Source organism: Pseudomonas sp. LFS074 (assembly GCF_047978165.1).
Classification (GTDB): domain Bacteria; phylum Pseudomonadota; class Gammaproteobacteria; order Pseudomonadales; family Pseudomonadaceae; genus Aquipseudomonas; species Aquipseudomonas putida_P.
Window position 1 is genome coordinate 1,037,518 of sequence record NZ_JBFPFV010000002.1, and the last position, 23,705, is coordinate 1,061,222.

Annotated in this window: 25 protein-coding genes and 2 pseudogenes; 18 read left to right on the forward strand and 9 right to left on the reverse strand. The window is 61.6% G+C overall.

Annotated elements, in window-relative coordinates; genetic code table 11:
* The first annotated feature begins 13 nt into the window (after positions 1–13).
* From ACNQP3_RS22945 to pdeM, 3 genes are all read left to right on the forward strand, one after another.
* Positions 14–1,129 (forward strand): succinylglutamate desuccinylase/aspartoacylase family protein, encoded by a 1,116-nt coding sequence (locus ACNQP3_RS22945; RefSeq protein WP_264316492.1) that lies wholly within the window; start codon positions 14–16, stop codon positions 1,127–1,129.
* 66 nt (positions 1,130–1,195) lie between these two features.
* Entirely contained in the window at positions 1,196–3,646 is a 2,451-nt protein-coding gene (locus tag ACNQP3_RS22950; protein WP_264316493.1) for a ligase-associated DNA damage response DEXH box helicase, read from the forward strand.
* Positions 3,643–4,293 (forward strand): ligase-associated DNA damage response endonuclease PdeM, encoded by a 651-nt coding sequence (pdeM, locus tag ACNQP3_RS22955; protein ID WP_060514053.1) that lies wholly within the window; start codon positions 3,643–3,645, stop codon positions 4,291–4,293. Before ACNQP3_RS22950 ends, pdeM begins: the two co-directional genes overlap by 4 nt.
* A gap of 6 nt (positions 4,294–4,299) precedes the next feature.
* On the opposite strand, the gene ACNQP3_RS22960 is transcribed toward pdeM, so the two are convergent.
* Together ACNQP3_RS22960 and dcd are read right to left on the reverse strand one after the other, a co-directional pair.
* Positions 4,300–4,527 carry a hypothetical protein gene (locus tag ACNQP3_RS22960; RefSeq protein WP_003254918.1) on the reverse strand — a complete coding sequence of 76 codons (228 nt, stop codon included), beginning with the start codon at positions 4,525–4,527 and terminating at the stop codon, positions 4,300–4,302.
* Positions 4,528–4,621: 94 nt separating this feature from the next.
* Entirely contained in the window at positions 4,622–5,188 is a 567-nt protein-coding gene (dcd, locus tag ACNQP3_RS22965) for a dCTP deaminase (protein ID WP_003258001.1), read from the reverse strand.
* Positions 5,189–5,515: 327 nt separating this feature from the next.
* On the opposite strand from dcd, the gene ACNQP3_RS22970 reads away from it, so the two are divergent.
* Entirely contained in the window at positions 5,516–5,725 is a 210-nt protein-coding gene (locus ACNQP3_RS22970) for a cold-shock protein (RefSeq protein ID WP_012273869.1), read from the forward strand.
* Between the two features lie 130 nt (positions 5,726–5,855).
* Here the strand turns inward: ACNQP3_RS22970 and apbC are convergent, their stop codons facing one another.
* On the reverse strand, positions 5,856–6,950 hold the full coding sequence (gene apbC / locus ACNQP3_RS22975; protein WP_012273870.1) for an iron-sulfur cluster carrier protein ApbC: 1,095 nt from the start codon (positions 6,948–6,950) through the stop codon (positions 5,856–5,858).
* A gap of 158 nt (positions 6,951–7,108) precedes the next feature.
* Between apbC and metG (ACNQP3_RS22980) the strand changes: the two are divergent.
* From metG (ACNQP3_RS22980) to ACNQP3_RS23020, 9 genes and pseudogenes are all read left to right on the forward strand, one after another.
* Positions 7,109–8,518: pseudogene (gene metG, locus ACNQP3_RS22980) on the forward strand (methionine--tRNA ligase); the annotation flags it as partial.
* A complete protein-coding gene (locus ACNQP3_RS22985) occupies positions 8,517–9,125 on the forward strand; it encodes an acyl-homoserine-lactone synthase (RefSeq protein ID WP_131949441.1) in 609 nt (202 codons plus the stop codon). The pseudogene metG (ACNQP3_RS22980) and the gene ACNQP3_RS22985, both read left to right, overlap by 2 nt.
* Positions 9,125–9,757 (forward strand): annotated as a pseudogene (gene metG, locus ACNQP3_RS22990) (methionine--tRNA ligase subunit beta); the annotation flags it as partial. The gene ACNQP3_RS22985 and the pseudogene metG (ACNQP3_RS22990), both read left to right, overlap by 1 nt.
* Before the next feature lie 88 nt (positions 9,758–9,845).
* Entirely contained in the window at positions 9,846–10,394 is a 549-nt protein-coding gene (locus ACNQP3_RS22995; protein ID WP_012273872.1) for an Rnf-Nqr domain containing protein, read from the forward strand.
* The gene (locus tag ACNQP3_RS23000; RefSeq protein WP_060493327.1) at positions 10,391–11,365 is read left to right on the forward strand and encodes an RnfABCDGE type electron transport complex subunit D; all 975 of its coding nucleotides are present in this window, start codon (positions 10,391–10,393) and stop codon (positions 11,363–11,365) included. The genes ACNQP3_RS22995 and ACNQP3_RS23000 overlap by 4 nt, the downstream gene beginning before the upstream one ends.
* Entirely contained in the window at positions 11,362–11,964 is a 603-nt protein-coding gene (locus tag ACNQP3_RS23005) for an RnfABCDGE type electron transport complex subunit G (RefSeq protein ID WP_060493328.1), read from the forward strand. The genes ACNQP3_RS23000 and ACNQP3_RS23005 overlap by 4 nt, the downstream gene beginning before the upstream one ends.
* A complete protein-coding gene (locus ACNQP3_RS23010) occupies positions 11,957–12,481 on the forward strand; it encodes a hypothetical protein (protein WP_060493329.1) in 525 nt (174 codons plus the stop codon). The genes ACNQP3_RS23005 and ACNQP3_RS23010 overlap by 8 nt, the downstream gene beginning before the upstream one ends.
* Positions 12,482–12,485: 4 nt before the next feature.
* The gene (gene nth / locus ACNQP3_RS23015; protein ID WP_012273876.1) at positions 12,486–13,124 is read left to right on the forward strand and encodes an endonuclease III; all 639 of its coding nucleotides are present in this window, start codon (positions 12,486–12,488) and stop codon (positions 13,122–13,124) included.
* 104 nt (positions 13,125–13,228) lie between these two features.
* Positions 13,229–13,405: a PA3496 family putative envelope integrity protein gene (locus ACNQP3_RS23020; RefSeq protein ID WP_012273877.1), complete on the forward strand. Its 177-nt coding sequence runs from the start codon at positions 13,229–13,231 to the stop codon at positions 13,403–13,405.
* Between the two features lie 51 nt (positions 13,406–13,456).
* On the opposite strand, the gene ACNQP3_RS23025 is transcribed toward ACNQP3_RS23020, so the two are convergent.
* Positions 13,457–14,080, reverse strand: coding sequence for a response regulator transcription factor (locus ACNQP3_RS23025; RefSeq protein ID WP_012273878.1), 624 nt, complete (start codon positions 14,078–14,080; stop codon positions 13,457–13,459).
* Positions 14,081–14,446: 366 nt separating this feature from the next.
* Here ACNQP3_RS23025 and ACNQP3_RS23030 point away from each other — a divergent pair, with 366 nt between their 5' ends.
* The gene (locus ACNQP3_RS23030) at positions 14,447–14,938 is read left to right on the forward strand and encodes a hypothetical protein (protein ID WP_060493330.1); all 492 of its coding nucleotides are present in this window, start codon (positions 14,447–14,449) and stop codon (positions 14,936–14,938) included.
* A 62-nt stretch (positions 14,939–15,000) separates the two neighbouring features.
* On the opposite strand, the gene ACNQP3_RS23035 is transcribed toward ACNQP3_RS23030, so the two are convergent.
* Both ACNQP3_RS23035 and ACNQP3_RS23040 read right to left on the reverse strand, forming a co-directional pair.
* Positions 15,001–16,218, reverse strand: a complete 1,218-nt coding sequence (locus tag ACNQP3_RS23035; protein WP_060493331.1) for an argininosuccinate synthase — start codon at positions 16,216–16,218, stop codon at positions 15,001–15,003.
* Between the two features lie 156 nt (positions 16,219–16,374).
* Positions 16,375–17,301: a flagellar protein MotY gene (locus tag ACNQP3_RS23040; protein ID WP_060493332.1), complete on the reverse strand. Its 927-nt coding sequence runs from the start codon at positions 17,299–17,301 to the stop codon at positions 16,375–16,377.
* 130 nt (positions 17,302–17,431) lie between these two features.
* Between ACNQP3_RS23040 and pyrC the strand changes: the two genes are divergently transcribed.
* Together pyrC and rnt are read left to right on the forward strand one after the other, a co-directional pair.
* Entirely contained in the window at positions 17,432–18,478 is a 1,047-nt protein-coding gene (gene pyrC, locus ACNQP3_RS23045) for a dihydroorotase (RefSeq protein ID WP_012273882.1), read from the forward strand.
* Between the two features lie 59 nt (positions 18,479–18,537).
* Positions 18,538–19,149, forward strand: coding sequence for a ribonuclease T (gene rnt / locus ACNQP3_RS23050; protein ID WP_225917480.1), 612 nt, complete (start codon positions 18,538–18,540; stop codon positions 19,147–19,149).
* Positions 19,150–19,318: 169 nt separating this feature from the next.
* On the opposite strand, the gene ACNQP3_RS23055 is transcribed toward rnt, so the two are convergent.
* On the reverse strand, positions 19,319–19,921 hold the full coding sequence (locus ACNQP3_RS23055; RefSeq protein ID WP_012273884.1) for a peroxiredoxin: 603 nt from the start codon (positions 19,919–19,921) through the stop codon (positions 19,319–19,321).
* A gap of 223 nt (positions 19,922–20,144) precedes the next feature.
* On the opposite strand from ACNQP3_RS23055, the gene ACNQP3_RS23060 reads away from it, so the two are divergent.
* Together ACNQP3_RS23060 and bfr are read left to right on the forward strand one after the other, a co-directional pair.
* Entirely contained in the window at positions 20,145–20,363 is a 219-nt protein-coding gene (locus ACNQP3_RS23060) for a bacterioferritin-associated ferredoxin (RefSeq protein WP_012273885.1), read from the forward strand.
* A 201-nt stretch (positions 20,364–20,564) separates the two neighbouring features.
* Positions 20,565–21,038, forward strand: a complete 474-nt coding sequence (gene bfr / locus ACNQP3_RS23065) for a bacterioferritin (RefSeq protein ID WP_012273886.1) — start codon at positions 20,565–20,567, stop codon at positions 21,036–21,038.
* A 57-nt stretch (positions 21,039–21,095) separates the two neighbouring features.
* On the opposite strand, the gene grxD is transcribed toward bfr, so the two are convergent.
* Together grxD and ACNQP3_RS23075 are read right to left on the reverse strand one after the other, a co-directional pair.
* Positions 21,096–21,431 carry a Grx4 family monothiol glutaredoxin gene (grxD, locus tag ACNQP3_RS23070; protein ID WP_012273887.1) on the reverse strand — a complete coding sequence of 112 codons (336 nt, stop codon included), beginning with the start codon at positions 21,429–21,431 and terminating at the stop codon, positions 21,096–21,098.
* 91 nt (positions 21,432–21,522) lie between these two features.
* Positions 21,523–23,631 carry a molybdopterin-dependent oxidoreductase gene (locus tag ACNQP3_RS23075; RefSeq protein WP_264316494.1) on the reverse strand — a complete coding sequence of 703 codons (2,109 nt, stop codon included), beginning with the start codon at positions 23,629–23,631 and terminating at the stop codon, positions 21,523–21,525.
* Positions 23,632–23,705 lie beyond the last annotated feature (74 nt).

Here is a 23,705-nt window from a genome sequence, read left to right on the forward strand (position 1 = left end):
AGCCAGGACCACCATGCACCATTCAACCCACGACCTGCTCTCACCCGTTCCGGGCATCACCCGCCAACTGCACAGCTTTCACTTCGGCCCCCGCGGTGGCGGCAAGGTCTATGTCCAGGCCTCGCTGCACGCCGACGAACTACCAGGCATGCTCGTGGCCTGGCACCTCAAGCGTCGCCTAACCGAACTGGAACAGCAAGGTCGACTGCAGCGCGAGATCATCCTGGTGCCGGTGGCCAACCCGGTCGGCCTGGAGCAAGTGTTGCTGGATGCGCCGCTGGGGCGTTTCGAGCTGCAAAGCGGCGAGAACTTCAACCGCAACTTCGTCGACCTGTCAGACAGCATCGGCGACCAGATCGAAGAGCACCTGACCCAGGACTCGGCTCACAACCTCGCACTGATCCGCGAATACCTGCGCCGCGGGCTGGACGCGCACCCAGCCCGTACACCGCTGCAAGCCCAGCGCCTGATCCTGCAGCGCCTGGCCTGCGATGCCGAGATGGTGCTGGACCTGCACTGCGACTTCGAGGCAGTCGAGCACCTGTACACCACACCAGACGCCTGGCCGCAAATCGAGCCGTTGGCCCGCTACCTGGGCGCCCAGGCCAGCCTGCTGGCCACCGATTCGGGCGGGCAGTCTTTCGACGAATGCTTCAGCCTGGTCTGGTGGCAGTTGCAGCAGCGCTTCGGCAAGCGCTTCCCGATCCCGCTGGGCTGCTGCTCGGTAACCGTCGAACTGCGTGGCCAGGCCGATGTCAGCCATGACCTGGCCAGCAAGGATTGCCAGGCGATAATCGACTTTCTGACCCACGCGGGTGTTATCGAGGGCGCCAGCCCGCCTTTGCCGGCCTTGCTCAACCCCGCCACGCCGCTGGCCGCTGTCGAGCCGGTGTCGACGCCACTGGGCGGCTTGCTGGTGTATCACTCCAAACCAGGACAGCACCTGGAAGCCGGCCAGTTGATCGCAGAAATCATCGACCCCCTAAGCGACCGGGTGACCGCCATACGCAACAGCCAGCCGGGCCTGCTGTACGCCCGTAGCGTGCGGCGCATGGCAACGGCTGGCATGGTCATCGCCCATGTGGCCGGCGAGCAGGTGTGCCGCAGCGGCTATCTGCTGGGCAACTGATTCGGTAAAACCATTGCCCTTGGCGGGTGGTCTGTAGAAGCACGACCTTCGACGGACCACTGCCTTATGCCCGCCGCCATCGACCTTGCCAATGCCTGGTTCGCCAAACGCGGCTGGAAGCCGTTCGCTTTCCAGCGACGCGTCTGGGCAGCCGTCGAGCGCGGCCAGTCTGGCCTATTGCATGCCAGTACCGGCGCCGGCAAGACCTACGCCGTGTGGCTCGCCGCGCTTCGCGCGTTCAAGCCCCAGCCCCAAAGCAGCCAACCGGTGCCATTGCAGGTGCTGTGGGTCACGCCCATGCGGGCCTTGGCCGCTGACACTGCGCGCGCCTTGCAGGCGCCACTGGATGAACTTGAACTGCCTTGGCGCGTGGGGGTGCGCAGCGGCGACACCGGCAGCGCCGAACGCGCCCGGCAAGCGCGGCGCCTGCCAAGCGTGCTGGTCACCACACCCGAAAGCCTGACCTTGCTGCTGATCCGGGCACAGGCGCGCGAAGACTTCGCTACGCTGCGCCTGGTGGTGGTGGATGAATGGCACGAACTGCTGGGCAACAAACGCGGGGTACAACTGCAACTGGCCCTGGCCCACCTGCGCCAGTGGCACCCCGACCTGCCCACTTGGGGCCTCTCGGCCACCCTCGGCAACCTGCAACATGCGCTGGAGGTACTGCTGCCGCAAGGCGGCCTGCTGGTACAGGGCCGCCAGGACAAGGCGCTACAGGTCGATACCTTGCTGCCAACAGCCATCGAGCGCTTCCCCTGGGCGGGGCACATGGGCCTGAAGATGCTCGACCAGGTCAGCCACGAGATCGACGCCAGTGCCAGCTGCTTGGTGTTCACCAACACCCGTGCACAGGCCGAACTTTGGTACCAGGCCCTGCTTGAAGCCCGCCCCGACTGGGCCGGGCTGATTGCCTTGCACCATGCCTCACTGGCCCGAGAAACCCGCGACTGGGTCGAGCGCAGCCTCAAGCAAGGCAGCCTGAAAGCCGTGGTCTGTACTTCCAGCCTGGACCTGGGTGTGGACTTTCTGCCAGTGGAGCGGGTGTTGCAGATTGGCTCGGCCAAGGGCATTGCCCGCCTGATGCAGCGTGCCGGGCGCTCAGGGCATGCGCCGGGACGGCGCTCGCGGGTCACCCTGGTGCCTACCCACAGCCTGGAGCTGGTGGAGGCAGCGGCGGCCCGCAAGGCACTGCTTGCCGGTCACATCGAAGCCCGCTTCTCACCACGCCTGAGCATGGACGTGCTGGTCCAGCACCTGGTCAGCATGGCCCTGGGCAGTGGCTTTCGTCCCGAGCAACTGCTGGCTGAAGTGCGCAGCACCTGGGCCTTTCGCGAGTTGCGCGACAGCCAGTGGCAATGGGCGCTGGACTTCGTCTGTCATGGCGGCAACTCGCTCAGCGCCTACCCGGACTACCAGCGCGTCGAGCGCCACGCCGACGGTGTTTACCGGGTCGCCAGCGAACGCCTGGCACGACGCCATCGCATGGGTATCGGCACCATCGTCAGCGACGCCAACCTGCAACTCAAATACTGGGGCAAGGGTAGCGCGGGCAAGACGCTTGGTAGTGTCGAGGAAGCCTTCATTGCCCGCCTGCGCCCCGGCGACGCGCTGGTGTTTGCCGGGCGGGTGCTGGAGCTGGTGCGCGTGGAAAACATGACGGCCTATGTGCGTCGCAGCACGGCGCGCAAGGCTGCGGTGGCGCGCTGGAATGGCGGGCGCATGCCGCTCTCGAGCGAATTGGCCGACGCGCTGGTCGAACAGCTCGATGCTGCAGCCCATGAACGCTTTGATGGCCCGGACATGCGCGCAGTGCGCCCGCTGCTGGCGCTGCAGGCACGATGGTCGGCCTTGCCCACCACCGGCACACTGCTGGCCGAGACCTTCAAGTCACGCCAGGGCTGGCATCTGTTCCTGTACCCCTTTGCCGGGCGCATGGCCAACCTGGGCCTGGCCAACCTGATTGCCTGGCGGGTCAGCCGCGTGCAACCGCTATCGGTATCGATTGCCGTCAATGACTATGGGTTCGAACTGCTCAGTCCTGCCCTGGTGGACTGGGCGAGTTACTTGCCGCTGGCGCTGAGCACCGATCACCTGCTGGAAGATGTGCTGGCCAGCCTGAATGCCGGGGAAATGGCTCTGCGGCGCTTTCGTGAGATTGCCCAGATCGCCGGGCTGGTGTTTGGCGGCTACCCAGCGGCGCAGAAGAGCACCCGGCAGATCCAGGCTTCCAGTGGGCTGTTCTATGAAGTGTTTCGCAAACACGATACAGGGAACCTGCTGCTTGGCCAGGCGCAGGATGAGGTGTTGAGCGAGGAGCTGGAGATCGAACGACTGCGTCGGCAGTTGCTGAAAATGGGTGAGTTGCGACTGGACCTGCGCGCGTTGAGGCGGCCAGGGCCGCTGGCGTTTGCGTTGTTGGTGGAAGGCATGCGCGAGACGTTGAGCACCGAGAAGCTGGCGGATCGGATTGCGCGCATGGTGGCGGAACTGGAACAAGCGGCGGTTGGAGGATGAACTACCAACCCATCGAACACTGTGGCCAGTCGCTCTGGCTGCTCCCCGACAAGGCCATCTACTGGCCTGCCCGCCGCGCCCTGCTGGTGGCCGACGTCCACATCGGCAAGGCCGCCAGCTATCGCGCCCTGCATCAACCGGTGCCACGCGGTACCACCCAGGCGACACTTGCCCGGTTGGACGCCTTGTTGGCAGCACATGACTGCGAACAGCTGATCGTTCTTGGCGACTTCCTCCATGCACGCACAGCTCGAGCACCAGCGACGCTGGCCAGGTTACAGCTGTGGCGGGAACGGCATGCACACCTGAAAATCGTGCTGATACGCGGCAATCATGATCGCAATGCCGGCGATCCGCCGGCTTCGTTGCATATTCAAACCGAGGACGAGCCCTGGCTACTGGAACCGTTTGCGCTACGGCACGAGCCTCAGCCCCACCCAACGCACCCGGTGTTGGCGGGCCATGTGCATCCGGCGTTCGTCTTGCGCGGCAAGGCCCGGCAACGCCTGCGCCTGCCTTGCTTCCTGATCGATGCGCACGTCAGCCTGCTGCCGGCATTCGGTGAGTTCACCGGGGGCTGGGAAATCACGCCAGCCGATACCAGCCGGGTATACCTGGCTGGCGCGGGACGCATCTGGCCGTTGTGACAGCACTCAGGCCACAGGGGCTGGTGGCGGTTCGTCCGGCAAGGTCGGCTCGCCCGGCTCCATGGGGGGTGTTTCACCCGGTTCCGGCGGTTGCGGGGTATCGGGGTCAGGCTGGTGGGGCACGCCCCCCGCCTGCATGGGCAGCGGGTGCGCCAGCAGTGACCAGGGCAACAACCCCACGTGATTGGGCTGCAGGCCTGCCAGCTTGGCACTGATTGCGGGATGGAGTTTCATTGGCTGCTCCTGACGAAAGCCGATGCACATCATGCGCACCGGCATTACTGCGTTGGAGTGCCAAAGGCGCGGGTAATTCCCCGCGCTTGTCGGCTCAGGTACGCGGCAAGGTGACGCCGCGCTGGCCCTGGTATTTGCCGCCACGGTCCTTGTACGACACCTCGCATTCTTCGTCGGACTGCAGGAACAGCATCTGCGCTACGCCTTCGTTGGCGTAGATCTTCGCCGGCAACGTGGTGGTGTTGGAGAACTCCAGCGTCACGTGGCCTTCCCACTCAGGCTCGAGCGGGGTGACGTTGACGATGATGCCGCAACGGGCGTACGTGCTCTTGCCCAGGCAGATGGTCAGCACGTCACGCGGAATGCGGAAATACTCGACAGTGCGCGCCAGGGCGAACGAGTTCGGCGGAATGATGCACACGTCGCTCTTGATGTCGACGAAGCTGCCGGCGTCGAAGTTTTTCGGGTCGACGGTGGCCGAGTTGATGTTGGTGAACACCTTGAATTCGTCGGCGCAGCGTACGTCGTAACCGTAGCTGGAGACCCCGAACGAAATCACTCGACTGTCCTGTTCGCCGCGCACCTGGCGCTCGACGAACGGTTCGATCATGCCGTGTTCCTGCGCCATGCGGCGAATCCACTTGTCCGATTTGATGCTCATGGCGGGGTGTCCTGAAGAGTTGCGTGTTGAAAATCGTGATGCGCATCTTACCGGTCCCGGCGCCCAGGTTAAAGTTCCATGCCTCATCCCGCGCCGGGCGGGGGCTACAGCCGCCGTCGATCCGAATTTGCGTAAAGCGCCCTCTGACCATTGGCAGGTTGCGGAAAGTGGGGTAAGGTGGCGCCACTGTGCTGCACGTGACACCGAGAATCTCTAGTTTGATGCACGATCCTGATCGGCCCATCGCTGAATTTTCTGCTCTCTTTGCGCTCAGTCCCGGGCAGGGTTTTTCCTGACCGTTATCAAATTGTCCAAGGAGACAGAAAAATGTCCAACCGTCAAAACGGTACCGTTAAGTGGTTCAACGATGAGAAAGGCTACGGCTTCATCACCCCTCAGTCGGGCGACGACCTGTTCGTGCACTTCAAAGCCATCCAAGCTGACGGCTTCAAAACCCTGAAAGAAGGCCAGGCTGTTACTTTCGTCGCTACCCGCGGCCAGAAAGGCATGCAGGCTGAAGAAGTTCAGATCGCCTAAGTCGATCTCGCTTCCTAGCTTTCAAAAAAACCCGCCTCTGGCGGGTTTTTTTATGCCTGACATAAAGGCTATGCCTGCACGTGCGGGAGCGGCCTTGTGTCGCTAAACGGCCGCTCCAACAGGAAGTGCGTCAGTCTTCGCTGATGGTAATGCTCGGCATCGCCGGTGCCGCTGCTTCCTGCAGCACGATCCGCGCGCCCACCTGGCGAGCCAGCTCCTGATAGACCATGGCAATCTGGCTTTCCGGCTCGGCGATCGCCGTCGGTTTGCCGCTGTCGGCCTGCTCGCGGATCAGCATCGACAACGGCAGCGATGCCAACAGGTCGACGCCATACTGGCTGGCCAACTTCTCGCCACCGCCTTCACCGAACAGGTGCTCGGCATGGCCGCAGTTCGAACAGATATGCACAGCCATGTTCTCGACCACACCCAGCACCGGGATATTGACCTTGCGGAACATCTCCACGCCCTTCTTGGCATCCAGCAACGCCAGGTCCTGCGGAGTGGTAACGATCACGGAACCGGCCACCGGTACCTTTTGCGCCAGGGTCAGCTGGATATCACCGGTGCCCGGCGGCATGTCGATCACCAGGTAATCCAGGTCATCCCAGGCGGTTTGGGTCACCAGTTGCAGCAGCGCGCCGGAGACCATCGGGCCACGCCATACCATCGGTGTATTGTCGTCGGTGAGGAAGGCCATGGACATGACTTCCACGCCATGGGCCTTGATCGGCACGAACCACTTCTGCTCGCGAATCTGCGGGCGGGTGCCCTCGGCGATACCGAACATCACACCCTGGCTGGGGCCGTAGATATCGGCATCGAGAATACCTACCCGCGCACCTTCGCGGGCCAGGGCCAAGGCCAGGTTGGCCGCCGTGGTCGACTTGCCCACACCGCCCTTGCCCGACGCCACAGCGATGATGTTCTTGACGTTGGCCATGGCCGGCACCTGGGCCTGGGCCTTGTGCGCAGCCACCACGCAGTCGATCGACACCTGGGCGCCGCTGACGCCCTCAAGGTTGCCGATGGCGGTTTGCAGCACCTGGGCCCAACCGTTCTTGAACAGCCCGGCGGCATAGCCCAATTGCAACTGCACGCTGACCTGCCCGCCCTGGATATCGATGGCACGCACGCAGCCGGCGCTGACCGGGTCCTGGTTCAGGTAGGGGTCGGTGTACTGGCGAAGCACGCCTTCGACGGCGGCACGGGTGACGGCACTCATGGAGACTCCCATTGGCAAACTGAATGTAAAACAGGCGCCTATCCTAACCCGTCAATCGTCAGCAGATGCGCTTGCGGGGTGAAATATCTTCGCCAGCCCTTTATAGTGGCCGATCACCCTCATTTTTACCCCGTAGCCAGATAAGTAGCCGAGCCACCATGTCCGAGCCACGTCAGATTCTCGTCACCAGCGCCCTGCCCTATGCCAATGGATCGATCCATCTAGGCCATATGCTCGAGTACATCCAGACAGACATGTGGGTCCGCTTCCAGAAAATGCGCGGCAACCAGTGTATCTACGTCTGCGCCGATGACGCCCACGGCTCCGCCATCATGCTGCGTGCCGAGAAAGAAGGCATCACACCGGAGCAGCTGATCGCCAATGTCCAGGCCGAGCACAGCAGCGACTTCGCCGACTTCCTGGTGGACTTCGACAACTTCCACTCGACCCACAGCGAAGAAAACCGCGAGCTGTCGAGCCTGATCTACACGCGCCTGCGTGAAGCCGGGCACATCGCCACCCGTTCGGTGACCCAGTACTTCGACCCGGAAAAGGGTATGTTCCTCGCCGACCGCTTCATCAAGGGCACCTGCCCCAAGTGCGCGGCCGAAGACCAGTATGGCGACAACTGCGAAAAATGCGGCGCCACCTACGCACCCACCGAACTGAAAAACCCCAAGTCGGCGATCTCCGGTGCCACACCGGTACTGCGTGACTCCCAGCACTTCTTCTTCAAGCTGCCCGACTTCCAGGCCATGCTGCAGCAGTGGACCCGCAGCGGCACCCTGCAGGACGCGGTAGCCAACAAGCTGGCCGAATGGCTGGACTCCGGCCTGCAGGAGTGGGATATCTCCCGCGATGCGCCGTACTTCGGCTTCGAAATACCGGGCGAGCCGGGCAAGTACTTCTACGTTTGGCTGGATGCGCCAATCGGCTACATGGCCAGCTTCAAGAACCTCTGTGCACGCCGCCCGGAGCTGGACTTCGACGCCTTCTGGAGCGAAGGCTCCAAGGCCGAGCTGTACCACTTCATCGGCAAGGACATCGTCAACTTCCACGCCCTGTTCTGGCCTGCCATGCTCGAAGGCGCGGGCTTTCGCAAGCCGACCGCGGTCAACGTGCACGGCTACCTGACCGTCAACGGCGCCAAGATGTCCAAGTCGCGCGGCACCTTCATCAAGGCCCGTACCTACCTTGACCACCTGCAGCCGGAATACCTGCGTTACTACTACGCAGCCAAGCTGGGCCGTGGCGTCGACGACCTGGACTTGAACCTGGAAGACTTCGTGCAGAAGGTCAACTCCGACCTGGTCGGCAAGGTGGTCAACATTGCCAGCCGCTGCGCAGGTTTCATCCACAAGGGCAACGAAGGTGTGATGGTAAGCGGTGATGCCGCGCCTGAGCTGACCGAAGCCTTCCTGACGGCCGCACCCTCCATCGCCGAAGCCTATGAAGTCCGTGATTTTGGCCGCGCCATGCGCGAAATCATGGCGCTGGCCGACCGCGCCAACGCCTGGATCGCCGACAAGGCCCCGTGGTCGCTGGCCAAACAGGAAGGCAAGCAGGATGCGGACCTTCGTTCACGAAGAAGGGCGGTTACCACACGAACTTGCAGCGGATCTCGGGCGCTACCGGCGCCGCGTGTTCGTCGAACAACTCGGTTGGGAGCTCCCGTCGGCGAACGAAAGCTTCGAGCGCGACCAGTTCGATCGCGACGATACCGTGTACGTGTTCGCGCGAAATGCCGGCGGCGACGTGTGCGGATGTGCGCGCCTGCTGCCCACGACGCGCCCGTATCTGCTGCAGTCGCTGTTCGCCGACCTGATCGCCGCAGACATGCCGCTGCCGCAATCGGCGGCCGTCTGGGAGCTGTCCAGGTTCGCGGCGACCGACGACGAAGGCGGGTCGGGCAATGCCGAGTGGGCCGTGCGGCCGATGCTCGCGGCCGTGGTCGAATGCGCGGCGCAGCTCGGCGCGCGGCAGCTGATCGGCGTGACGTTCGCGAGCATGGAGCGGCTGTTCCGCCGGATCGGCATACACGCGCACCGCGCAGGCCCGCCGAAGCAGGTGGACGGACGTCTGGTGGTCGCATGCTGGATCGATATTGATCCGCAAACGTTTGCGGCATTAGGAATCAAGCCGGGGCAGGCAGCCCGGCAAGCCATCGCCGCCTGAATGAAGTACAGGCCATCTGCGCCCAAGGCATCAACCTGTTCCGTCAGTTGGTGATCTTCCTCAAGCCGGTGCTGCCAGTGCTGGCCGCTGACGCCGAGGCTTTCCTCAACGTTGCCCCGCTGACCTGGAGCGATCACCTGTCGCGCCTGGAAAACCACTCCCTGAACCCGTTCAAGGCCCTGATGAGCCGTATCGAGCCGGCCAAGGTCGAAGCCATGGTCGCAGCCAGCAAGGAAGACCTGCTGGCTACGCAAGCCAAGGCACCAGCGGGCAATGGCGAGCTGACCAAGGACCCGCTGTCGGCGGAGATCGAGTTCGATACCTTCGCGGCAGTCGACCTGCGCGTGGCGCTGATCGTCAAGGCCGAAGCCGTGGCAGGTGCCGACAAGTTGCTGCAACTGACCCTGGACATCGGTGACGAACGCCGCAACGTGTTCTCCGGCATCAAGTCGGCCTACCCCGACCCGTCCAAGCTGGAAGGCCGCCTGACCATGATGGTAGCCAACCTCAAGCCACGGAAGATGCGCTTTGGCGTGTCCGAGGGCATGGTCATGGCTGCCGGCCCTGGCGGTGAAGAAATCTACCTGCTGAGCCCAGACAGCGGCGCCAAGCCAGGCCAGCGCATCAAGTAACCCCTCTGCCCCGGCCCTCGTGCCGGGGCAGTTCTTTCTGTACCTCGATTGCCGGCCGTCCCTCCCGATTCCCGGCTATCTTCATCTCATGAATGACTACATCCTGGTCCTGATAAGCGCCGCGCTGGTCAATCACCTGTGCCTCCTGCAACAGCCTTTCTCCAGGCCGCATCTGCATGTACACGGGCTGGCTGGTGCGCTGTGCATCGCCTTGGGCGTGATCGGCGCACAGCTGCTGCTGCGCGGGGTACTTGCCCCGCTGCACATCCATGATCTTGCTCTGTTCCTGTTGTTGCCCTGGCTGGCACTGCTTGCCTGGGGCCTGCCCTGGCTAATGGCCAAGTGGCGCCCGGCCTGGCCCGTAGTGGGGTTACCAGCGCTGCTGTCGAGCAATGCCCTGGCGCTGGGGCTGGGCCTGCAGCAGGCAAGCGACGACAGCCCCTGGTCAGCCACGCTGCTGCAAGCCTTGCTGGCAGGAGGAGGCTTTTGGCTGGCGCTGATGGTGTTCAGTGATCTGCGCCAACGCAGTGCCCATGCCGACATCCCTGGTGTACTGCGCGGCCTGCCCATCGAATTGATCGGCGCCGGGGTAATGGCCATGGCATTTTCCGGTTTCAACGGAATGTTCGGCCAATGATCAACAGTCCCGACCCGCGGCTACGTACCAGCATGGGCCTGGTCTTGCTGGCCTGCTTGCCCGGCCTTCTGACGCTGTTATGGCTGCATGGCTGGGGCATGCTGGTGAACCTGTTGCTGTGTGCCAGTGCGGCACTCCTGTGCGAAGCGGCGCTGCTGGCGTTGCGCGGCCAATCACCCAGCACGGCGCTAAACGATGGCAGTGCACTGGTGACCGCCGTGCTGCTGGCGGCCGCCCTGCCCACGCTCGCCCCATGGTGGCTGCCGGTGATCGCGGCAAGTGCTGCCATCGGCATCGGCAAGCAGGCCTTTGGTGGGGTTGGGCGAAATCTGTTCAACCCGGCCATGGTCGGATATGCCTTTGTGCTCCTGAGTTTTCCGTTGCAGATGAACCATTGGCCAGGGCCGGCCCCGGGCTTGCTCGACAGCCTGCAGCAAGTGTTCGCCGGGGGCGATCAGGTCGATGCCTGGGCCCGGCCAACCCTGCTCGACGGCTTGCGCCACAACCGCAGCCTGACCATCGACGAGCTGTTTGCCAGCCATCCGGGCTTCGGCAGCATTGGCGGTGCAGGAAGCGAATGGGTCAACCTGGCATTCCTGCTCGGTGGCCTGTTCTTGTTGCAGCGCAAGGTAATCAGCTGGCATGCGCCGGCGGGCTTGCTGGCAGGGCTGTTCGTATTCAGTTTATTGGGCTGGAACGGTTCGGGATCGGACTCCAATGGTTCGCCCTTGCTGCACCTGTTCTCCGGTTCGACCATGCTGGCAGCCTTCTTCATTGCCACCGAGCCAGTTTCCGGCCCCAGGAACGAATGGGCCAGGCTGTGCTTCGGCCTGGGAACAGGGCTGCTCATCTACCTGATTCGTACCTGGGGCAGCTACCCGGATGGCACTGCGTTCGCCATCTTGCTGATGAACCTTGTGGCGCCGACGCTCGAGCGCCTGGCCACGCAGCGCCAGCAGGCTACCCGATGAAGCGCCTGGCACATGATGTGGGCCTGCTGTTGCTGACTGGCGTATTGGCAGTGTCTGCCACTTTCGCGTGGCGGCATTGGACCGGCCCAGCCATCACCAGCGCCGAGAAGCAACTGCAAAGCCGCCAACGCCTGGCAGTGCTGCCCGAGGGCAGTTTTGACAACCAGCCACTGGACAACCCGCTACCGAGGCCCGCCGCACAGCGGCCCAACAGCCACATCCTGGCGGCTTACCGTGCCACGCTGGCGGGCAAGCCAAGCGCTATTATCCTGGTCACGCAAACCCAAGGCTATGCCGGGCCGATTGTGCTGAGTGTTGCCATCGCCACAGACGGCCGGCTGATCGGCAGCCAGGTGGTCGAACAACAGGAAAGCCCTGGGCTGGGGGCACGCGTAGGCGACCCGCAACTGCACTGGCTGGGGCAGTTCGAAAACCGCCAATTGAACGACCACTGGGCGCTGAAGCGGGACCACGGCGACTTTGACCAATTGGCCGGCGCGACCGTGACCTCGCGGGCAGTGATCGCCGCATTGCAGGAGGCGCTGAGCTATTTTGACGAGCAGCGCAGCGTACTGCTGGAGAACGCCACGCATGAATAGATTCTGCCTGCTGGCCGTAAGCCTGGTGCCCATGCTGGGCGCCACCCGCACCCTGACCGAGGGCGCCACCATCGGATTGTGTGCGGTAGTGATGGGGGGCATGCACCAACTGTTGCTGGCACCGTTGCGTCCGCGTCTGGCCAGCTGGGCCTACGCGCTGGCCAGCCTTCTGTTGCTGGCCGCCTTGGCCTGCTGCCTGCAAATGGCACTGCTTGCCTGGTCGCTGCCTTTGGCACTGGCGCTCGGCTTCTATCCCGCCTTGTTGTGCCTGCAGTGTTTGGCCTGCGACCTCCTGCTGCCGGACCAACAGCGCTGGCGCGTACTCGCCGTGCACCTCGGCGCGGTGTTTGCCAGCTGCCTGCTGCTTGGCGCCAGCCGCCAATGGCTGGCCCATTTTGCCGACCTGCACCTGGCCAGCCTGGCCCCCGGCGCCCTGCTACTGCTCGGACTGCTGCTGGCCTTGTACAATCGCTTGCGTCCGGGCTCAGCCCACCCACGTCGTCAAGGAAAGCTCTGATTTCATGAATGCCGCCAAACGCCTGGAGATTTTTCGCAGGCTGCACGAAGACAACCCCGACCCGAAGACCGAACTGGCCTACACCACCCCGTTCGAACTGCTGGTCGCCGTGACGCTGTCCGCGCAATCCACCGACGTCGGCGTCAACAAGGCCACAGCGCGCCTGTTCCCCGTCGCCAACACCCCCGAGGCCATCTATGCCCTGGGCGTTGAAGGGCTTAGCGAGTACATCAAGACCATCGGGCTTTACAACAGCAAGGCCAAGAATGTCATAGAAGCCTGCCGGCTTCTGATCGAGCGCCACGGCAGCGAGGTACCGCAAACCCGTGAAGCGCTGGAGGCGCTGCCTGGCGTGGGCCGCAAGACCGCCAACGTGGTCCTCAACACCGCATTCCGTCAACCGACCATGGCAGTGGATACCCATATCTATCGGGTGAGTAACCGCACGGGAATTGCGCCAGGCAAAACGGTGCTGGAAGTGGAAAAGAAACTGGTCAAGTTCGTACCAAAAGATTACCTGTTAGACGCCCACCACTGGCTGATTCTGCACGGACGTTATGTGTGCCAGGCGCGCAAGCCAAGGTGCGGCAGTTGCAGGATCGAAGATTTGTGCGAGTACAAGCACAAAACCTCCGACGATTGAGCCGATAGCTAGAAACCACGCTTGACGATTGAAAAAATCTTTTTTACCAGCGTCTGCTTTCTGGTTATAAGGACGGCCAATGGCCCCTTGGCTTGGAGCGACTCATGAGTACCGACAAAGACGACCTGTCGATCGAAGATGATTTTGTTGCCGCAGACGATGACGCGGAGCCCCAGGTAGAAACCGCAAAGACCAACCTGAGCAAACGCCGCACCATCGACAACATGCTGGAAGAACGGCGCCTGCAAAAGCAGCTGGCCGATTTCGACTACGACCTGTAGGACATGCAGCCCTGGCAAAGCCTCCTGGCGGGAGGCTTCCAGGCCTGGCGATCAGCTAAGACCTTGCCGTTGCGCCAGCTCGATCAGGTCTACCAGCGAGCGCGCATTGAGCTTGAGCAATAGCCGCGACTTGTAGGTACTGACCGTCTTGTTGCTGAGGTACATGCTGTCGGCAATTTCCTTGTTCGAACGCCCCCGCGCCAGTTGCTGCAGCACCGTCATTTCACGCGCCGAAAGGCGATTGACCATATCCGCCTCGCTAGCTGCGCCCCTGCCACGTGACGCATGCAACGCCTGGTTGGGGAAATAGCTGTAACCCGACAACACGGCCTTGATGGCGCTAAGCAGCTCGGTAAGCTCCTGCTGCTTGCACACGTAACCTGCCGCCCCCGCCTGCATGCAACGCATCGAAAAATTGCCGGGGGCCTGCGACGTCAGCACGAGTACCTTACTGCCCGGGCTGAAGGTGGCCATGCGGGCGATCACCTCCAGGCCATCCAGTTTCGGTATACCGATATCCAGCACCACGATATCCGGCAGGTGTTGCCGAGTCAGCTGCAGCGCAGCCACCCCATTGTCGGTCTCCGCCACAACGTCATACCCATGCCGCTCCATCAGCATGCGTACGGCCAGGCGTATGACCGGGTGATCATCCACGATAAGCACTTTATTCATGCGATATCCATTCATTGTTATTGCTTTGGCACGCCAAGATAACCGACAGGGCGCTTGCTGGCGCGGTGATTTCCCGGCGAAACTCATGGACAGACAAAACTTACAACGCTTACAGAAATTTCCTACACATCACGACTATGACTGTAACAAGCAAATACCTTGTCACCTGGATTGAAGGTATCACCCACCTGCAAAAACGCACCAGTTGAAAACTGAGCTTAAGCCGAAGAAACGCCAGAGCAAACATGTTGAAAAAGCAAAGCAACGATGCGTAATGGCGATTATTCCGCCCTCGGAAAACACTCCTGTCTTTAGTTGAGTACTCGCGTGAGGTAAAGATGGGCGAAACCGCAGGAGACGGCCCACATGCCCCAAGCTCAACCTGTCGCCCCGCTGACGATCATTGCCATCTTCGCGGGGATTATCGAAGCCTCCGCACTTGCCACATTGCCGTTTCTTAGCGAATCCAGCCAGAAGCTCTACACCTGGTTCCTGGTAGGCTTTCCATTCTTTCTGACGGCACTGTTTTTTCTGACGCTCAACTTCAATTACAAGTCGTTCTACAGCCCTTCACCCAACAGATCCACACACGACAATACGCCAGCGCCGAACAGTGTGGCCACACCCGCCATGGCCGATGATAAACATGAAGTGGTTCAGGGCGAACCGGTCACATTCATGTTCTCCGGCCCGGACGCCTATCGTTTGATGGAGCAACAACTCTTGCATGCACTTGCCCAACCGCCCGTGCCAACGCGAACCTGGCGCTTTTACAACCTGGAAAAACGCCAGTGTGCGCAACTGTCGATCAGTGCACTTGAGGACGATGTTGCGAACCACTCCAGCTCAATGCCTTGAATATTCTTCGCGCATAAAAAAACCCCAGCCTGAGCCGGGGTTTTTATTGCACAAGCCAGCAATCAGAGCAGCGAACGGCCCTTGTTGGCAGCAATGCGCATACGCAGCGCGTTGAGCTTGATGAAGCCGGCAGCGTCCGCCTGGTTGTAGGCGCCGCCATCTTCTTCGAAGGTGGCGATGTTGGCATCGAACAGCGAATCGTCCGACTTGCGGCCAACCACGGTGACATTGCCCTTGTACAGTTTCAGGCGCACAACGCCATTCACGTTGACCTGCGAAGCGTCGATCATCTGCTGCAGCATCAGACGCTCCGGGCTCCACCAGTAGCCGGTGTAGATCAGGCTGGCGTATTTCGGCATCAGCTCATCTTTCAGGTGAGCAACTTCGCGGTCCAGCGTGATCGACTCGATGGCACGGTGGGCCTTGAGCATGATGGTGCCGCCAGGGGTTTCGTAGCAGCCACGCGACTTCATGCCGACGTAACGGTTTTCGACGATGTCCAGGCGGCCGATGCCGTTGGCACCACCAATACGGTTCAGGTCGGCCAGCACGGTGGCCGGGGATTTCTCGACGCCGTCGATGGCAACGATGTCACCGTTGCGGTAGGTCAGCTCGATGTAGGTAGCCTGGTCTGGGGCGTTTTCGGGCGAGACGCTCCAGCGCCACATCTCTTCTTCGTGCTCGGTCCAGGTATCTTCCAGGACACCGCCTTCGTAGGAGATGTGCAACAGGTTGGCGTCCATCGAGTACGGCGACTTCTTCTTGCCGTGACGCTCGATCGGGATGCCGTGCTTTTCGGCGTAGTCCATCAGTTTCTCGCGGGACAGCAGGTCCCACTCGCGCCATGGAGCGATGACCTTGACGCCTGGCTTCAGCGCATAGGCACCCAGCTCGAAACGTACCTGGTCGTTGCCTTTGCCGGTGGCGCCATGGGAAATGGCGTCAGCACCGGTTGCATTGGCGATTTCGATCAGGCGCTTGGCGATCAGCGGACGGGCGATGGAAGTACCCAGCAGGTACTCGCCTTCGTAGACGGTGTTGGCGCGGAACATCGGGAATACGAAATCACGCACGAACTCTTCGCGCAGATCGTCGATGTAGATCTCTTTAACGCCCATTGCCTGGGCCTTGGCACGGGCCGGCTCGACCTCTTCGCCCTGACCCAGGTCAGCGGTGAAGGTCACCACTTCGCAGTTATAGGTATCCTGCAGCCACTTGAGAATCACCGAAGTATCAAGGCCGCCGGAATACGCCAGTACGACCTTTTTTACGTCCGCCATGCCATCACTCCACGGGGTTGTACGGAAAGGCATCGATTCTAACGGCCTTGCGCACAAATTTACAGTGGGGCGACAGCTTCTGACGACAAAGCGACAGGAACTTTCGCAAGGGCGACGGCGCCTGTAGCAGCGATCAATTCCCGACAGGCGCGCAGATTACTTGGCAGCTGGCGCTAATGCAGTTGGTTCAGGGGCTTTTTCGGCAGGTTTCTCCACCGGTTTCACAACTACCGTAACCCGATCCAGCTCGATATTCACCCGTCGATTACGCGCCCGGTTGGCAGCACTGTTGTTCTTCACCAATGGGTATTGCTCACCATGGAAGCGCACGATGATCTGTTCTTCCGCCACGCCATGGGCTTTGAAGTAATCGGCCACCGCGAGCGCGCGCCGGCGTGACAGGTCACGGTTTGTCAGCCGGTTGCCACTGTTGTCAGAGTGGCCGTCAAGCTCGATGTGGTTCACCGTCGGGTCGGCTTTCATGTAATCCAGGATCACATCCAGCCGTGCACGCGCCGACGCATCCAGCTCGGTGCCGCCCCCCGGGAAGCCTACTTGGGTCTGGCGAACCTGGTCGAAGTTCATCGGCAGCAACTTGCCGGCACAGGCTTGGTAGTCGCTGTAGGCCTTGGCGAAGCTGACCGGCAGCACGCGCACCTCCATTGGCCTGCCGGCCTCACCGGCGTAATTGCGCACCACTGTGCTGCGCCCGTCGAGAAGACCGTTTATCAGGCGGCTGGCCTGGCCCTGGGACGAACTGAACAGCACACCGGTACGGGCCATGCGCACGCTGCCCAGGTTGATATCACCACGTCCAGGCTGCCATGGCGCCGCCGCCGCCAGCAGGCTGGCGGTACCTGCCCCCAGTACGTTGCTGTCCGAACGCAGCTGGAACACTGGCTGCTCACCTGCCCGGCGCACGAACTCTCCGCTGCCGAAACCTTCGATCGGCTGGATCAGGCGGCATTCGAACTGATCACCCTCGACCTTCCAGGCGATGTTCTCCATGCGCGTCTGGAAAGTCAGTGCGCCGGCCGGCAGGCTGGCGAACAGGGTCAACAGGGCTAGGTAACGCTGGCGCACGGGCGGCTCCACAAATTCTGACGGCTTACCTGCAGGCTATCGGACGCCGCCCGGAAAACTTGATAGCCGTGCTCGCCCCAGGGTTTTCCGGTACGATTGGGGCTTGAGTTCGACCCGCCTGGAATCCCCAATGTCCGATCGCCTGACCCTCCTGCGCCCCGACGACTGGCACATCCATCTGCGCGATGGTGCCGTCCTGCCCCACACCGTTGGCGATGTGGCGCGTACCTTCGCCCGTGCCATCATCATGCCCAACCTGGTTCCGCCGGTGCGCAATGCCGCCGAGGCTGGCGCCTACCGTGAGCGCATCCTGGCCGCCCGCCCGGCTGGCAGCCGCTTCGAGCCACTGATGGTGCTGTACCTCACCGACCGCACCAGCCCCGAGGACGTGCGTGCGGCCAAGGCCAGCGGCATCGTGTACGCGGCCAAACTGTACCCGGCCGGCGCCACCACCAATTCCGATTCAGGCGTGACCAGCATCGACAACATCTTCCCCGCCATCGAGGCGCTGGCGGAAGTCGGCATGCCACTGCTGGTGCACGGCGAAGTGACCCGCAGCGAGATCGACGTGTTCGACCGCGAAAAGCGCTTCATCGATGAGCATATGCGCCGTGTGGTCGAGCGTTTCCCAACGCTGAAAGTGGTTTTCGAACACATTACCACCAGCGATGCCGCGCAGTTCGTCACCGAGGCCCCGGCCAACGTTGGTGCGACCATCACCGCCCAGCACCTGCTTTACAACCGCAACCACATGCTGGTCGGCGGCATTCGCCCGCACTTCTACTGCCTGCCGATTCTCAAGCGCAACACCCACCAGGTGGCGTTGCTGGACGCGGCTACCAGCGGTAACCCGAAGTTCTTCCTCGGCACCGACTCGGCACCTCACGCCCGTCATGCCAAGGAAGCCGCCTGCGGGTGTGCCGGTTGCTACACCGCCTATGCGGCCATCGAGATGTACGCCGAAGCGTTCGAGCAACGTAACGCACTGGACAAGCTGGAAGGCTTCGCCAGCCTGCACGGTCCGGCCTTCTACGGCCTGCCGGCAAACACCGACACCATTACGCTGGTCCGCGAAGAATGGACAGCCCCAGACAGCCTGCCTTTTGGCGAGCAAACCGTAGTCCCGCTGCGCGCCGGTGAAAAACTGCGCTGGCGCCTGCTGGAGGAAAACGCGTGAGCGAAGACCTCTACGAAGACGACCTGGACGCCCAAGGCAGCAGTGGCTCGCGTCACCCGATGGCCGAGCGCTTCCGTGGCTACTTGCCAGTAGTGGTGGACGTTGAAACGGGTGGTTTCAACAGCGCTACCGACGCTCTGCTGGAAATTGCCGCCGTCACCATCGGCATGGACGAGAAGGGTTTCCTGTTCCCCGAGCACACCTATTTCCATCGGGTGGAACCGTTCGAGGGCGCCAATATCGAGGCGGCCGCGCTGGAATTCACCGGCATCAAGCTGGACCACCCACTGCGCATGGCGGTCAGCGAAGAAAGCGCGCTGACCGACATCTTCCGTGGCGTGCGCAAGGCGCTCAAGGCCAATGGCTGCAAACGGGCGATTCTGGTTGGCCACAACAGCAGTTTCGACCTCGGCTTCCTCAATGCGGCAGTGGCGCGCAATGACCTGAAGCGTAACCCATTCCACCCGTTCTCCAGCTTTGACACCGCCACACTGGCAGGCTTGGCGTATGGCCAGACGGTACTGGCGCGGGCTTGCCAGAGCGCCGACATCGACTTCGACGGGCGTGAAGCGCACTCGGCGCGTTACGACACCGAGAAGACGGCCGAGCTGTTCTGCGGCATCGTCAACCGCTGGAAGGAAATGGGCGGCTGGCGTGATTTCAACGATTGATCTGAAATCCAGGGGCCGCTTTGCGGCCCTTTCGCGACACAAGGCCGCTCCTACAGGGGAATGCACACTCCTGTAGGAGCGGCAAAGAGCCAGGACAGGCACTGGAAGCCTTGAAGTCCAGGCATAAAAAAACCGGCCACGAAGGCCGGTTTTTTTATGCGAGTGGCAATTACAGCTTGCCAGCGTTCTCGCTCAGGTAGGCAGCAACGCCTTCTGGCGAAGCGTTCATGCCTTTGTCGCCTTTTTTCCAGTTGGCAGGGCAAACTTCGCCGTGCTCTTCGTGGAATTGCAGAGCGTCGACCAGACGCAGCAGCTCGTCCATGTTACGGCCCAGTGGCAGGTCGTTGATGATCTGCGAGCGGACAACACCGTTGGTGTCGATCAGGAAGGCGCCACGGAAGGCCACACCGCCTTCGGACTCAACGTCGTAGGCTTTGCAGATTTCGTGGGTCATGTCGGCAGCCAGGGTGTATTTGACCTGACCGATGCCGCCGTTGTTGACCGGGGTGTTACGCCAGGCGTTGTGAGTGAAGTGCGAGTCGATCGAAACGCCGATCACTTCCACATTGCGCGCCTGGAAGTCTGGGATACGGTTGTCCAGAGCGATCAGCTCGGACGGGCAGACGAAGGTGAAGTCCAGCGGGTAGAAGAACACCAGGCCGTACTTGCCCTTGATGGCCGAGGCCAGGTTGAAGCTGTCGACGATCTCGCCATTGCCCAGCACGGCCGGAACGGTGAAATCGGGGGCTTTCTTACCAACGAGTACGCTCATTGTAATCTCCTGATGAGGGTGAAAAACCGTTTGCCGGGCCAGACGGGCCTGCCCGACATCCAACAAAGGCCGACCATCATACACGGCTTCTGATGACAGGCCGACTCCATCGACAAAGCAACCGCCGGTCGCTCAAGCACGGCCCTTCCAGAAAGTCCTTTGACAAGCATTCTCATTAACATTAAGCTCCACCCATCGACTCAACCCGCGATGGTCAGCCCTTATGTATGTGTGTCTTTGTGTCGGCGTTACCGACGGACAGATCCGCGATGCGATCTATGAAGGATGCTGCAGTTACAAGGAAGTGCGAGCCGCGACCAATGTCGCCAGCCAGTGTGGCAAATGCGCCTGCCTGGCCAAACAGGTGGTCCGCGAGACCCTGACCGAGCTTCAGGTCAGCCAGGCATCCCTGCCCTACCCTGTAGAATTTACCGCAGCCTGAACGCCCAGAATTTGAAGAACCGGACCCTGTGTCCGGTTTTTTTATGCCCAAAATTCAATAAGTTAGCGTTCCAACGCGGTTCACAAACATTCTTATTCCTATTAATTTTCACTTATTATTCAACAACTTAGGTTTGACACTCCTAAGTATCGGGCTCAAACTTCAGTGTATTGGCACACTTCTACAGGGCAGGAACCCGAAATGAAAGGCGACGTAAGCGTCATCCAGCATCTCAACAAGATCCTCGGAAACGAGCTGGTCGCGATCAACCAGTACTTCCTGCACGCACGCATGTACGAAGATTGGGGCCTGAACAAACTCGGCAAGCACGAGTACAAGGAATCCATCGACGAGATGAAGCACGCTGACAAACTGATCAAGCGTATTCTGTTCCTCGAAGGCATCCCGAACGTTCAGGACCTGGGCAAGCTGATGATTGGCGAGCACACCAAGGAAATGCTCGAGTGCGACCTGAAGCTGGAGAAGAAAGGCCTGGCCGACCTGAAAGCAGCCATCGCTCATTGCGAAACCGCCGGTGACTTCGGCTCGCGTGACATGCTCGAAGACATCCTCGAGTCCGAGGAAGAACACATCGACTGGCTGGAAACCCAGCTGGGGTTGATCGACAAGATCAGTATCGAAAACTACCTGCAGTCGCAGATGGGCGAAGAGTAATTATTCGCCGCATAAAAAAACCCGCGATCAGCGGGTTTTTTTATGCTTGCCGGAAGATCAGGCTTCAGCAGCCTTGGCCTTGGCAGCCGCTTCCTTGATCAGGGTTTGCAGCTCACCCTTTTCGAACATTTCCAGCATGATGTCGCTACCGCCAACCAGCTCGCCGGCTACCCACAGCTGCGGGAACGTCGGCCAGTTAGCGTATTTTGGCAGGTTGGCGCGGATTTCCGGGTTCTGCAGGATGTCGACGTAGGCGAACTTTTCGCCACAACCCATCACAGCCTGCGATGCCTTGGCCGAGAACCCGCACTGCGGGGCATTCGGCGAGCCTTTCATGTAAAGCAGAATGGTGTTGTTGGCAATCTGCTCTTTGATCGTATCGATGATATCCATCTAGCACCTCAGCTGAACTTTCCGACGCGGTCGTCGGCACGGTGACGCATTGTATCGGAAAGCCGAGCAGCGTGCTCGGCCTTGCCGTTGCTTACGCGGCCTCTACTTGCACGGGCACGCCATTGAGGGCAGCGTTGCCGGAAACCTGATCGCGAAAGCGCTCATCGGTCAGGTCATTGGCACTCACGCCCGGTTGCGCCTGGGCGATTTGCATGTGCACGCCCTGACGGCCATGGCCATAGCCATGGGGCAAGCTGACGACCCCGGGCATCATGTCCTCGCAGGCCTGCACCTCCACTTCAAGTTCACCCGTTCGCGAGCGGATACGCACCCGCTGGCCGTCCTGCAGCTGGCGCTGCTGCAGGTCTTGCGGGTGCATCAACAACTGATGGCGTGGCTTGCCCTTCACCAGGCGATGGAAGTTGTGCATCCACGAGTTGTTGCTGCGCACATGGCGACGCCCGATCAGCAGCAGTTCGCCCGGCACAGGTGGCGTCATTTGCGCCAGGCGGTGCAAGTCATCCAGCAACACCTGGGGCGCCGCTTCGACAGTTTTGCTGGCAGTCGCCAGGCGTACAGCAAGGTTGCTGCGCAACGGCCCAAGGTCAAGCCCATGCGGATGGTTGCCCAGTGTTTCCAGAGAGAGCTGCCAAGGCGTTGCTTCACCATAGCGCCCTTTGCGCAGGGCCAGATCGATCATCTGCGCAGGCGCCCAGGTGGGTTTCACCTCCAGTTCGGCACGCCTGGCAAACGCCTGCGCCAGGCCGACGAAGATCTCCCAATCATGCAGCGCCCCCTCCGGCTTGGGCAGGATCGCCCGGTTGAAGCGGGTGACGTTACGCACGGCCAGCAGGTTGAAGGTGCTGTCGTAATGGTCGTTTTCCAGCGCCGAGGTGGAGGGCAGGATCAGATCGGCATGGCGGGTGGTCTCATTGATGTAGAGATCGATGCTGAGCATGAACTCCAGGCCATCCAGTGCCGCATCCAGCTGGCGGCCGTTAGGCGTCGACAACACGGGGTTACCGGCAACTGTCACTAATGCGCGCACCTGCCCTTCGCCAGGCGTGCGTATTTCCTCGGCCAAGGCCGCCACGGGCAATTCACCGCCGTACTCGGGCAAGCCCGACACACGGCTCTGCCAGGCATTGAAATGACCACCCGAGGTGGTCGCCACCAGGTCGACGGCAGGCTCCGTACACAACGCGCCGCCTGTGCGGTCGAGGTTGCCGGTCACCAGGTTGATCAGTTGCACCAGCCAGTGGCAGAGCGTGCCGAAGGCTTGGGTCGAGACGCCCATACGGCCGTAGCACACTGCCCGCCCGGCAGCGGCGAGGTCGCCTGCCAGCTGGCGTATGTCGGCTGCGGCAATACCACAGTGGGCGCTCACGGCCTCGGCACTGAACGGCGCAATGGCCTCGCGCACCTGCTGCAGGCCGCTGACCGGTAAGTGCGACCCCCGCGCCAGGCCTTCTTCGAACAGGGTGTTCAGCAAGCCGCACAACAGGGCTGCATCGCCACCGGGGCGAATGAACAGATGAGTGTCAGCCATTGCCGCCGTTTCGCTACGCCGTGGGTCAATCACCACCAGCCGCCCACCACGCGCCCGCAGGGCCTTCAGACGCTTTTCCACGTCCGGCACGGTCATGATGCTGCCATTGGAGGCCAGCGGGTTGCCGCCAAGAATCAGCATGAAGTCGGTATGGTCGATGTCCGGGATCGGCAGCAGCAGACCATGGCCATACATCAGGTGGCTGACCAGGTGTTGCGGCAACTGGTCCACTGACGTGGCTGAGAAACGGTTACGGGTCTTGAGCAGGCCCAAGAAGTAGTTGCTGTGGGTCATCAAGCCGTAGTTGTGCACGCTCGGGTTGCCCTGGTAGACCGCCACGGCATTGCGCCCATGGGCTTGCTGAACCGCCCACAATTTCTCGGCAGCCAGTGCGAACGCTTCGTCCCAGCCAATCGGCTGCCAATGCTCGCCTACTCGCTTGTGTGGCTGGCGCAGGCGATCCGGATCATTCTGAATGTCCTGCAACGCCACAGCCTTGGGGCAGACATGGCCACGGCTGAACGGGTCCAGCGGGTCGCCCTTGATGGAGCTGATAAACGCCCGCCCATCGTCTTCGTGACTGACTTCGATGTTCAATCCGCAGATCGCTTCGCACAGGTGACAGGCACGGTGATGCAGGGTCTTGGTCATGGCCGCCTCTGCCTTGTTGTTGTCCAGCAGTGACTATGCGCTCACCCCCAGCCCACAGCCAGTGCGCTTCGCCG